At 55.7% G+C, this 12,344-nt stretch carries 7 protein-coding genes and 1 tRNA gene; 6 read left to right on the forward strand and 2 right to left on the reverse strand.

Going from position 1 to position 12,344, the window contains the following annotated elements; genetic code table 11:
- Positions 1-3: 3 nt before the first annotated feature.
- The 3 genes from RJ53_RS05640 to RJ53_RS05650 all read left to right on the forward strand — a co-directional run bounded on the left by RJ53_RS05640 (position 4) and on the right by RJ53_RS05650 (position 4,981).
- Positions 4-3,897, forward strand: coding sequence for a DNA-directed DNA polymerase II large subunit (locus RJ53_RS05640; protein ID WP_211530640.1), 3,894 nt, complete (start codon positions 4-6; stop codon positions 3,895-3,897).
- Between the two features lie 48 nt (positions 3,898-3,945).
- Positions 3,946-4,028 (forward strand) — tRNA-Leu (locus tag RJ53_RS05645).
- 206 nt (positions 4,029-4,234) lie between these two features.
- On the forward strand, positions 4,235-4,981 hold the full coding sequence (locus RJ53_RS05650; RefSeq protein WP_211530641.1) for a hypothetical protein: 747 nt from the start codon (positions 4,235-4,237) through the stop codon (positions 4,979-4,981).
- A gap of 10 nt (positions 4,982-4,991) precedes the next feature.
- Here the strand turns inward: RJ53_RS05650 and RJ53_RS05655 are convergent, their stop codons facing one another.
- A complete protein-coding gene (locus tag RJ53_RS05655; RefSeq protein WP_211530642.1) occupies positions 4,992-5,150 on the reverse strand; it encodes an ATP-binding protein in 159 nt (52 codons plus the stop codon).
- A gap of 117 nt (positions 5,151-5,267) precedes the next feature.
- On the opposite strand from RJ53_RS05655, the gene RJ53_RS05660 reads away from it, so the two are divergent.
- From RJ53_RS05660 to RJ53_RS05670, 3 genes are all read left to right on the forward strand, one after another.
- Positions 5,268-6,635: an ATP-binding protein gene (locus RJ53_RS05660; protein WP_246496009.1), complete on the forward strand. Its 1,368-nt coding sequence runs from the start codon at positions 5,268-5,270 to the stop codon at positions 6,633-6,635.
- A 180-nt stretch (positions 6,636-6,815) separates the two neighbouring features.
- A complete protein-coding gene (locus tag RJ53_RS05665; protein WP_211530643.1) occupies positions 6,816-9,788 on the forward strand; it encodes a DEAD/DEAH box helicase in 2,973 nt (990 codons plus the stop codon).
- Positions 9,785-10,720 carry an SWIM zinc finger family protein gene (locus tag RJ53_RS05670; RefSeq protein ID WP_211530644.1) on the forward strand — a complete coding sequence of 312 codons (936 nt, stop codon included), beginning with the start codon at positions 9,785-9,787 and terminating at the stop codon, positions 10,718-10,720. Before RJ53_RS05665 ends, RJ53_RS05670 begins: the two co-directional genes overlap by 4 nt.
- Before the next feature lie 120 nt (positions 10,721-10,840).
- Here the strand turns inward: RJ53_RS05670 and RJ53_RS05675 are convergent, their stop codons facing one another.
- On the reverse strand, positions 10,841-12,103 hold the full coding sequence (locus RJ53_RS05675; protein ID WP_211530645.1) for a C45 family autoproteolytic acyltransferase/hydolase: 1,263 nt from the start codon (positions 12,101-12,103) through the stop codon (positions 10,841-10,843).
- Positions 12,104-12,344 lie beyond the last annotated feature (241 nt).

Here is a 12,344-nt window from a genome sequence, read left to right on the forward strand (position 1 = left end):
GATATGAGCCTTCCTGCGATGTCTCCTGCGATGGAGGCGTATCTCTCCTCCATGAATCGTTCCCTCGAGGAAGCCCTCTCCATTGCACGGGAGGCACGCTCGCGTGGTATCGATCCCTCAACAACCCCCGAGATCCCGATTGCAAACGACCTTGCTGATCGTGTCGAGGCCCTCCTCCATATTCCGGGTGTTGCCGCCCGTATCCGTGAACTTGAAGCAGAGATGTCGCGTGAGGAGGCGGCGCTCCGGATCGGTGACGACTTTGTGGCACGCCGGTTTGGGGAGACATCACGTGAGGAGGTGGTCGATCATGCGATCCGCTGCTCAATGGCATTACTGACCGAAGGTGTCGTTGCTGCACCGACCGAGGGGATCGCGAAGGTGACATTTGGGAAGAATGATGATGGTTCTGAATATCTCAGGATCTATTATGCAGGTCCCATCCGTTCCGCAGGAGGGACAGCACAGGCACTCTCTGTCCTCGTCGGGGACTATGTCCGGCGGGCGCTTGGGATCAACCGGTATATTCCGCGTCCTATTGAAATTGAACGCTATATAGAGGAGATACGCCAGTATAACAATATCCTGAGTCTTCAGTACGCTCCAACAGAGGCAGAGCTCCGTCTGATCATCGAAAACTGCCCGGTCTGTATCGATGGTGAGCCGACCGAGAAGGATGAGGTCTCAGGATACCGCAATCTGGAACGTGTGGAGACGAATGCGGTACGTGGGGGGATGGCCCTTGTCATCGCCGAGGGTCTTGCGCTGAAGGCGCCAAAGATCCAGAAGAATGTGGCAAAGATGAAGATGTCGGGGTGGGAGTGGCTTGACACCCTCGTTGCCGGGACCTCCCCGTCAGGAGGTGACGAGGAGCCAGGTGTTCATCCGAAGGATAAGTATCTCAAGGATGCTATCGCCGGCAGGCCGGTCTTTGCCTATCCCATGCGAAAGGGAGGGTTCCGGCTCCGTCTCGGCCGTGGAAGGAACAGCGGGTTTGCGGCGGGCGGTCTGAACCCGGCGACGATGTTTATCCTCGGTGAATACCTCTCACCGGGAACACAGATGAAGGTTGAGCGGCCTGGAAAAGCAGCTGGTGTGGTTCCGGTCGATACCATCGAAGGGCCGACGGTCCTTCTCACCTCAGGTGAGGTGAGGCGGATAGACCGTGAGGGGGATGCAGTGGCACTCGTCTCTGATATAGAGGCGATCCTTGATGTCGGTGAAATGCTCATCAGCTTCGGAGAGTTCCTTGAGAATAATCATCCCCTTGTCCCCCCATCGTATTGCGAGGAGTGGTGGCTCCAGGAGGGCGGCCCCCGTCACCCGGAGAATGAGATGGAAGCGATCGGATTTGCGATGGATGGTGCGTATCTCCACCCTGATTATACCTGGTTCTTTGATGATCTCACAATAGAGGAGTTTCGATTACTTGCGGATATGGTGGTCGCAGGGGGAAGATTGGAGTCTGATCTCCTCAGGATACGCAATACTCCCGAGATCAAACATCTCCTTGAGGAGATCCTGATTCCCCATACCGTGGAGGGTGACGATATCGTCATCAGGAGCTACTACTCCTTCATCGCCTGCCTCGGTCTCTCATTGGATCTCTCCCGACGTGATGGGTGGAAGACACTCCCTGCTTCAGGGAACGGCCTTGATGCTGCCCGCCATCTCAGCGGCTTTATGATCCGCTCAAAGGCGGGAACACGGATTGGTGCACGAATGGGCAGACCCGGAAAATCTGCTCCACGAAAGATGAAGTCTGCACCCCATGCCCTCTTCCCGGTAGGAGATGGTGGTGGTGCGAGGCGATCGTTTCAGGGGGCCGGTGCAAAGAAGAGTGGCGGAACCGTTCCTGACGGGGATCTCCTGATGCAGATCGAGACAACCGGAACGGTCAGTATTCAGCTCGGGGAGAGGAAATGTCCCGGCTGCGGCCTGACGACCTACTGGAACAGGTGTGGGTGCGGCGAACATACCGAACCGGTATTCCGATGCGTTCATTGTAATAAGGAGGTTCGTGAGGACCGCTGTCCACGTTGTGATGCCCCGACGGCCTGCCAGCATGAGGTTGATCTCAATATCAGGAAAGAGTATGATGACGCCCTTGCCCGTCTTGGTATCCTTCCTGACGCTCTGAAACTCTTAAAGGGGCTCAAGGAGCTGAAGTCCCGCAACCGGGCGGTAGAGCCGATCGAGAAGGGTATCCTCCGTGCGGTCCGGGATCTCTTCGCTTTCAAGGATGGAACGGTCAGGTATGATATGATCGATCTCCCCCTGACGCATTTCCGGCCCCGTGAGATCGGTGTCTCCCCTGAACGTCTCCGTGAGCTTGGATATCAGACGGATATGGACGGCCGGGATCTGGTGGGTCTCGATCAGACGGTTGAACTGAAGCCGCAGGATATCCTCGTCTCCCGTGACTGCGGGGAGTACCTTCTGGCTGTGGCAGGGTTTATGGATGATCTCCTTGAGAGGGTGTACGGGCTTCCCCGGTACTATAATGCCGAAACTCCTGCGGATCTCGTCGGCCAGCTCCTGATAGGGCTTGCTCCCCACACAAGTGCGGGTGTGCTGGCACGGCTGATCGGTTTTTCAGAGGCACTCGTTGGGTATGCTCATCCCTTCTTCCATGCAGCCAAGAGACGGAACTGCTTCCATGGGGATACCGAGATTGAGGTCCGGGGTCCTGATGGCTGGAAAAAACTCCCGATCCGTGATTTTGTCGTCGCGAACTTTGATCTCTCCTCCCCCGGTATCGATCATATCGGGACCTTTTACTCAGATCCCGCAACACCCCATATGACGATCGCGATCGATACGACCGGGACACCGAAGATGCGGCGGATCACCTCGGTCTCGGTCCACCGTGCCCCCGCCCACCTCATCCTCTTTGAGACGGAACGGGGGAAAAAGCTCGCCGTCACCCCGGATCATGCGATGGTGGTCTGGGACTGTACCTATCTCCGGAAGATCCGGGCTGTTGAGGTGAAGCCGGGAGACCGGGTTGCGGTGATGGAAGGGGGGATGGTGCTTGCAGATACGATCAGGATCGCTGAGCCTACCCCATGCCTTGATGATCGTGTCTACTGCCTGACCGTGGCAGATGATCACACCCTTCATGCAAATGGGATCTTCACCGGCCAGTGCGATGGTGATGAGGACTGTGTGATGCTCCTCCTTGACGGCCTGATTAACTTCTCCCGCTCGTTCCTCCCGGAGACCCGTGGCGGATCGATGGACGCCCCCCTGGTCCTGACGAGCCGGATCGATCCGGCGGAGGTGGATAAGGAGACACTTAATGTCGATCTGGTGAGCAGGTATCCGCTCTCGGTCTATGAAGGGTGTCTCCGGTATGCTGCCCCGAAGGATCTCGAGAAGGAGGTGGATCATGTGGAGCTGCGGATCGGGACGCCTGCCCAGTATGAGGGTTTCTCGTTTACGCATGATACAACAGATATCTCTGCAGGTCCTCAGACGACGATGTACACCCGGCTCGGATCGATGGTGGATAAACTTGATGCCGAACTCCTCCTCGCCCGGAAGATACGTGCGGTGGATGAGGATGATCTCGCTGAGCGGGTGCTGACGACTCATTTTATTCGCGATATGATCGGCAACCTCAATGCCTTCTCAAAACAGGGGTTCCGGTGTCCACGCTGCGCTGCAAAATTCCGGAGGATGCCGCTTGCCGGGAAGTGCCGGTGTGGCGGGCGGATCATCGCCACCGTCTCTGAGGGATCGGTGAAGAAGTATCTCGCCGCCTCCCAGTCTATCTGTGAGCAGTTTGCCATCTCAGAGTATACAAAACAGCGGATCCGGGTGATCGACGCCTCGATCAATTCCACCTTCGGGGAGGAGGAGAAGGTTCAGCTCGGTCTTGCGGATTTTATGTAGATCGAGGAATCCTTTTTTGCAGTGGAGAGCGAATATACTTCCTTCAGGGCGAGTGTTACCGAGAGGCCAAAGGTGCCCGACTCAAGATCGGTTCCCGTAGGGGTTCGCAGGTTCGAATCCTGCCACTCGCATGAGATCACTCTGGGATGGCTGGGAGGCATCGTTTATCACCGTTCCTTCCAATTGCAGTAGCAGGGATGACTCCCTGCTCCCATGTGATGCTACCTCCAATCGAGCCTGACGGTGAAATCCTGCACCTCCCCCGCTGTTCTGCCATCGACTCGCTCATCTCCTCTTTCGGAAAAGGATTATCATCTCCGGAGTGTAGGAGATTGATATGAGATTTCTATCGATCATCATCTGTCTCTTTCTGTTCCTCGCAGCCGTAGCTCCTGCTATAGCCGCAGAGCAGGGGGGCGAGCCCGGTCAGGCGACGGTAACACGAGGGCCGCCTGTTGAACCGGGGAACACGTCCGGGGGTCCTCCGGTGACAAACCCCGCATCCCCGGTGATGGCAGGTCCTCCGGATGAATCGCAGGGTGAACGAGTCCGCGAAACTGTTCGGGAAGAGAGAATCAACGCCTCTGTGGATCCAGCAGGGTTGAGAAACCTTATCCGCGCCCGGCAGGAGATGCAGGAAGAAGAGGTGAAGATCCTCCCACAGCAGGCACGGGCACGGTATATCCATGAGAATCAGGTCAGAAACGCTGTATTCTGCCTATTAGCTGCTGAAAATATGACCGGTATTGGTCCGCATGTTGCTGAAAACGCCCGAGAGTACAATGCCTCGGTCAATGCCCAGTGGAGTGATGAGGTGGCAATGGAGAGGCGATCCGGCATCATGCGTACGCTCTTCGGAGGGGACCGGGAGGCAGCAGACCGGATCAGAATACATGCAGAAGAGAATGAGCGGCGGATAGAGGAGATTCGCGAGCTCATCCAGAACAGCTCTTCAACGGATCCGGAACTCTCGAAGATCCTTCTTGAGCAGCTTGGCCCGATGGAGGAGGAGCAACGCCGCCTTCAAGAACGGGCGATGATGGAAGAGCAGAAGAAGGGCTTCTTGAGCTGGATCTTCGGCTGAGCAGTATTCATTAATGTGTTGGGGCTTCGAGGGGAGATGGTGAAAACTCCGGGATCAGCTCCGTCTTTCCAATCCGCCGCCTGCCGGTGATGATGAGATACGAGGGGCTCTGTGCAGAGAGATGCTTCATCAGCCCGAGCTCTTCTCTCCTGTCATCGAATTTCATCATGATTATTATTAGGGGTTCGGAGAGTCGACATATAGTATAGTATAACAAAAAGCGAGAAAAACTTTCAGTATACTATAGGTTTTATCTCCTCCCGGCACAATGGTATCGTAGAGGTACATGATGCGGGAACTATCAAAACTTACGATCCTTGAGATCCTTCAGGAATGGAACTACTGGAATCGGGAGTTTGAGACCTATGTGCAACGTCCTGCATACAGCTCTATCCTTGAGCGGTACAGGAGATCGGATGAGATTATCGTCCTGACAGGAATTCGGAGGAGCGGAAAATCAACGCTTCTGAAACAGGAGATGGAGCACCTTGCAAAGAGCAGGGATAAGAAAGAGCTTCTGTATATCAACTTTGAAGATCCCAGACTCTCCGAAGATGCAGATCCGGATACCCTTGATCTTCTTCTTGAGACGTACAGGGAAGCGATCAACCCTGACGGCGAGGTCTTCCTCTTCCTTGACGAAGTGCAATATGTAGACCGCTGGGAGAAGTGGGTTCGAACTGCTCATGATCTGAAGAGGGCGACGATCTATATCACCGGATCCTCTTCAAAGCTCCTCTCCGGCGAGGTGGCATCATCGATCAGCGGAAGATATCTTCAGGTTACTGTCTATCCTCTCAGATTTTTGGAATTCCTCTCTTTCAATGACCTTGAATACCGGAATATCGCCGACTACTCAGCAAAAAGGAGGGAGATACATCAGCTTTTTTCTGATTATCTCAGATATGGCGGCTTTCCGAAAGTCGTCCTTGTTGACGAGGATCTGAAAAAGGAAGAGATTCTCTCATATTTCAACACAATCCTGCTGCATGATATTCTGGCACGATATGGCCTGAGAAACTATGATATGCTGAAGAAACTCGTTGAATACATCCTGACGAATGATACAAAACAGAACAGCGTTCATAGTATCAGCAAGGCACTTGGATATAACTACGCCACTGTATCCGATTATATCGCGTACCTCAAAGCAACGTACATGATAGCAGAGTTCCGGAACTATGATTACTCCCTGAAGAAACAGCTGAGAAGTGACGTTAAATACTATTGTATCGACACCGGATTTGTCAATGCCGTCTCGTTCCTCTTCTCCGAGAATATCGGCAGGTTATACGAGAACATCGTCTATAATGAATTCATCCGTCGGGGGCAGGGAACGGGCCTTTTCTATCTCAATGAAGGTGGGAAGGGCGGGGTTGAATGTGATTTTATCACGCAGGAGATGGGCAGAATTACGGCTGCGTATCAGGTCTGCTATGAACTGCATGATCGGAATATGAACCGGGAGGTTGCCGGGATCGTCATGGCCTGTAAAAAATTCGGCCTGCCTGGAGGAACGATCATCACCGAACACCAGCAGAAGACGATTGAAGTGGATGGGCTCAGGATTGAGGTCGTTCCCATACCTGCGTTTCTGGTTGGTTATGGGCCAACTACCCCCCCTAAAGAGCGGGGCTTGCAATACCGTTTATAGACAGATGGTGGAATGTAATCCGCACGACAATTGCTCATCACCCCCCTTCTCCCGCACTCCTTTCCAGAGATCTTATCACCCCTCACCGAAGAGTAAGAAGGAAGATGGGGATGATTCCGGGTATGGTACCCGGAATCACCTCCTCATATAAGGTCACACTGACAGAATCAGGTCTTCTCCATGATTATCCTCCATGGTTTCTGGACACCGGACTCCCCCGGCACCATCCGGGTATGGGGCGAAGACACCGCCGCCCCACGCGAGGGGGAGAAGAGGCGGGGGCGGCGGCCGAAGATTCCTCCGGTTCGCCCGCACCCGTTTGCAGCAGATATGGAATCGCTCTGCAGGACAATACCCGGAACCGGGTACCCGTCCGGTGAATCAGCTGAAGCTGAGACCGGGTCTGCCACCATCCTTCTTCCTTCATCTGGCTCCTCTCCCCTCCCTTCTCCTGAATGCGGGGGTGGTCCGGAGGGTTCTGCGATCCTTGCCCCTTTCACCGTCCCTCTCCTCTCTCTCCCGCTCTCACTACCGGATCTGGCACACCTGCCATCCCATCTGCCGGTCGGGAGGACTCTCCGGTTCTGGTCGGCTGCGGCACGCTATGCGGCCGATCTCGCCATTAATGGCTTCTTTCTTCCCGGTCCGGACGGATGGGAAGCGGCTCTCCCTGATATGGATCAGCTTGATGCTCTCCGGAGAACCTTCCCCCCTGCCTGTCGTATCTGGGCCGGGGACGGGATGGATGATGCGATCCTCATCACCTCATTCCTCAATCATGCGGTGCATGAGATCGTCTCTTCGGGTATCGGGGACCGGCCACTCCTCCCCCCGAAACGTGGACGGAAGCGGAGCATCCCTCTCCCCGAAGAGGCTTGGGTTGTGCATCTCTCCGGTGCTCCGGTCTCCCTTCTGGATGAAGCAGATGAAGACGAACTCTTCCGAAGGACGGTGCGGGAGTGGATCAATTCAGGCTCCCTCCATTCAAAAACGCACAAGGATGATGATATCCTCAGGGGCTGTTTCCTGCTTGAGGATCCGGATCCCGGGAAGAGGCGGTGGAAACTCACCTTCAATCTTGCCGGTTCGGAGACCTCGTCCCGGCTCATCCCTGCGGAAGATATCTGGAATGGCAACGTCACCACCCCTTCAGGAGATGATCCTGCGGATATCCTCCTCACAGAACTCGGAATGGCCGCCCGGATCTACCCGGAGCTGAAGGCAGGCCTGAAGACTGCACGGCCGACAGCTCTTCCCCTTGATACCGACGGGGCATATACCTTCCTGACACATGCAGCCCCTCTTCTCATCGATGCCGGGTACTCCGTCATCCTTCCCGCCTGGTGGAAGAAGACCGGGTCCAGACCCTCGCTGAAGGTCTCGGTTACAAAGACCGAATCGGAGGGGCGGTTCGGGCTCAGGAGTCTCGCCTCGTACTCGTGGAAGGTTGCAGTCGGTGATACCGAGCTCACACCGGAAGAGTTTGATGAGCTGATACAGCAGAAGATTCCGCTCATCCGGATGCATGGCCAATGGGTCTCCATCGATGAATCCGGGATTGAGATGGCGAAGCGGGCCTTTGAGAAGAGATTCGGGACGATGACCGTTGGCGAGCTTCTCCGGCTCTCCTCAGGTGCCGACCCTGATCTCCCGTTGGCTGAGATCGTTGATACGGACGGCTGGATGGGGTGGCTCCTCTCGGAGAAAGGGGAGATGGCACCGGTACCTGTGCCCTCTTCCTTCAGGGGAACCCTCCGCCCCTACCAGGAGGAGGGGATTGCCTGGCTCTCATATCTCACCCGGAACGGGATCGGTGCCTGTCTTGCCGATGATATGGGGCTTGGAAAGACGATCCAGATCATCGCCTACCTCCTCGCCTGGGAGGAGGAGGTTCTGCCAGCCCTCATCATCTGCCCCACCTCGCTTGTCGGCAACTGGCGGCGGGAGATCCAGCGGTTTGCACCCGATCTCAGTATCATCACGCACCATGGATCATCAAGGGATACCGCACTTCTTGGCGATGCCGATGTGACCATCACCACCTATCCGCTTGTCGTCCGGGATCTCGAGGAGATCAGATCCCGTTCATGGAAGGCGATCATCATTGATGAGGCGCAGAATATCAAAAACCCTCAGGCAAAGCAGTCCCGGGCGGTCCGATCCCTGAAGGCGGATCATGCAATCGCCCTCACCGGAACGCCTGTTGAGAACCGTCTCACCGAGCTCTGGTCCATCATGGAGTTCTTAAATCCCGGATACCTCGGGTCATTACGGGCATTTAAGGAGCAGTATGCCGCACCGATTGAGCGGTTTAATGACCCCGAACGAACCCGCCAGCTCAGGACCCTGATCCGTCCCTTTGTGATGAGGAGAATGAAGACGGATAAGGCGATCATCTCCGATCTCCCGGAGAAGATGGAGATGAAGGTCTACTGCACCCTCACCCCCGAACAGGCGAGCCTGTATGAAGGGGTTGTGCTTGAGCTCCTTGGTATGGTGAAAGGCCGGGATGGGATCGAACGAAAAGGGCTTGTCCTCTCTGCTCTCATGAAGCTGAAGCAGATCTGCAACCACCCGGCACTCTTCCAGCAGGATACCATGGCATCCCCGGATCGCTCAGGGAAATGCACACGGCTCCTTGAGATGCTGGAGGAGGTGCTGGATGCCGGGGAACGGGCGCTCATCTTCACCCAGTTCCCCTCGTTTGGCGAACGGCTCATCGATCTCATCACTGAGCGGTGCAATGTTCCTGTTCTCTTCCTCCACGGGGGTACCCCCCAGAAGGAGCGGGATGCGATGGTTCAGCGGTTCCAGGGGGAGGGAGGACCCCCAATCTTCCTTCTGTCCTTGAAGGCGGGTGGTACCGGTCTGAACCTGACGGCTGCAAACCATGTCTTCCACCTTGACCGCTGGTGGAACCCCGCGGTCGAGAACCAGGCGACCGATCGGGCATTTCGGATCGGCCAGACACGGGATGTCCAGGTCAGGACGATGATCACCGGAGGCACCCTTGAAGAGCAGATCGATGAGGTGATCGAAGGGAAGAAGAAACTGGCCGGATCGATCCTCTCCGGCGGGGAGGACTGGATCGCCTCCCTCTCTGATGATGAACTCCGTGATCTCCTCACGCTCAGGACGGAGGCGTTCTCATGAGTCCTTGGTATCCCTCATATGAGAAGACCTCGCCGATTGCGGTGAAGAATGGTATTAAGGCGAAGAGCAAGAGGGGTGCAATCGGAGACAAATGGTGGTCGAAACGGTTCATCTCCGCCCTTGAGCGGATGGGGAATGCTGCCCGGCTCCAGCGTGGCCGTTCATATGCCCGGAAAGGCCAGGTGATCAGCCTTCTGATACAGGATGGCTGCGTGGAGTCGAAGGTCCAAGGGTCGCGGAGATCCCCGTACTCGGTCTCGATCCGGCTCCGGTCTTTCACTGAAGGTGAATGGACCCGTATCCTTGATGCGATGGCAGCCGAGGCACTCTACTCAGCCCAGCTCCTCGCCGGGGAGGTCCCGGCGGAGATCGAGAAGATCGTCGGAAAGACCGGCCTCCCGCTCTTCCCGGATACGGTGAAGGATATCAGGACGGACTGTTCCTGCCCGGACTGGGAGAACCCCTGCAAGCATATCGCCGCTGCCTACTATCTCCTCGCCGAGCGGTTTGATGACGACCCGTTCCTGATCTTCTCTCTCAGGGGGAAGACGAAGGAGGAGGTCCTGGCAGGACTTAAGGCCCGGAGGAGACAGGTCTCTGATGCGATCCCCGGAGAACCTCCCGTCTCTGGTGATGTTTCTCTCTCCTCCTCTCAGGGGGATGGGGTGGTGGCTACAGGAACCCCGATAGATCCGGATCGTTTCTGGAAGAATGAGGGTGAGCCGGCTGAGATCGCCTTTTCCATCACCGGTGGATCAGAGGCGGAGTTTGCGGCATTGCGGCTCTGCGGCGAGGCCCCCTTTACCATCCGTGGCATTGATCCCGCAGCCATCCTTCTCCCGGTCTATCCGGTGGTGAGGAAGAGGGCCTATGAGATGGCAGTCGGGAGCAGGCTTGATGATGATGAGTCTGATGAGGGGAGGCCGGAATGATACACCCCCCTTCTCTGATCAGCCATCTCTCCGTTCCGAAGCCTTAATCCCGGCTCAATAGAAGAGATCATCTATCCACTGATAACGACGGTTCCACAATGGCACTCAAAAAGGAGGATATCAGCCAAAGAGTGGCGCCAGCGGGATCTCTTCCCAGTCGGCATGATCAATGGCACGCAGCCAGATGGTTCTCGTCTCCGGAACTGCAACAACCTGATAGACGGTCCCTCCGAAGGTGGCTCCCCCCTCTTCTATCGGAATCTCAAGGAGCTGCATCATCAGGTCAGGGGTGAAGTGCCCTCGATACTCCTCTGACTGAGCCATCCTGATCAGGTTATCATACCGGGGGTCCACGCTGGCTGGCCGGGGTGGTGCGACGATCCCTTCCCAGTGCGGTGGATAGTCTGGTATAAAGTGATTTACTGCAACAACCAGCCCGTCATCATCGGATGGCCGTACCCTGGTATCAAATGTCGCTCTCTCCAATGAGACTGCATGGGAGGGATCAGCAATCTGGAGGATATAGGAGAGATCTGCGGGTGTATTCTCAAGCATCCGGACTGCCTCATCGACCGTCCGGCTCTCTGTCAGGACCCTGATCAGAACCGAGGATGTATCTTCTCGTTCGGGATACCATACCGGGTCGGAATGCCCGCCGTTATTCAGTTCTATGAAGAGACCCTCGCTATTCATACCGGTCTCAAGATAGACGTTCCCGAGAGGGTGAATGTTTGCGACCGGATACCCCTCCTCCGGATGATAGACGACCACCGAGAGGTATCGCATATATTTCTGCATAGACTCCCGTTGGATATCCCAGTTTCGGCCAAAAACAAGTGTTCCATCTCCGGTATATCCATCCCAGACGCCAACTCCACTACACGCACCCGGATGATCGCCCTCAAGGATCGCATCGGTGAGGAGCATCATCCCTGCATTGAGAACAAGGACCTCATCCATCGAGAGACCGGAGGTCTGGCTGATGCCCCCAAGAAGTTCCTGCAGTTCCGGGGAGTAGCCATCATATGATTTCCTGGCCTCCCGTATCTGGTCTGCTTCATCGATACCACGGGACGTTATATCATCAACAATCTCATCATGAAAGAGCCGGAGTTCATCCCCGACGAGGCCACCGTACTGCCGCCCCATCTCCATCCATGATCCTGAGAGGTGCAGAACATGGTAGAGATCTGAACCGGTTCTATAGGCCTGTCCCCCTTCAAAAGCACGGACGTTTGAAAGGTGTATATCCGGTGGTACCTCACCACCTGATGATACCTGCTGGTCTCCCTCATCCACAAGCTCATCGGGTGCGGTACATCCGGCAGAGAGTGCCAGAATCAGGACCAGAAGAAGAGGGGGGAGGATACGGAGATAGTGCATACAGAAAAAGTATGTAGTGATGGTATATCTTCATTCCTGACGATGCCGGGATTGACTCACTGGCGCCCCCCGAAGCGATAGAGTAAACAATTCAAAAAGCGATGAGGAAATGAACGGGCATCATCAGAGAGGGGAGGATACTACAGGATCAGAGGTTCTGCATTTCCGGATGTTGATCCGAAACCCCGGATGATGACGCCCGGGTGGGTCGCTATGGTTCATTCACGATCTAACAGGCAGG

The sequence above is a fragment of the Methanocalculus chunghsingensis genome, assembly GCF_018132105.1.
In the GTDB taxonomy this organism is placed as follows: domain Archaea; phylum Halobacteriota; class Methanomicrobia; order Methanomicrobiales; family Methanocorpusculaceae; genus Methanocalculus; species Methanocalculus chunghsingensis.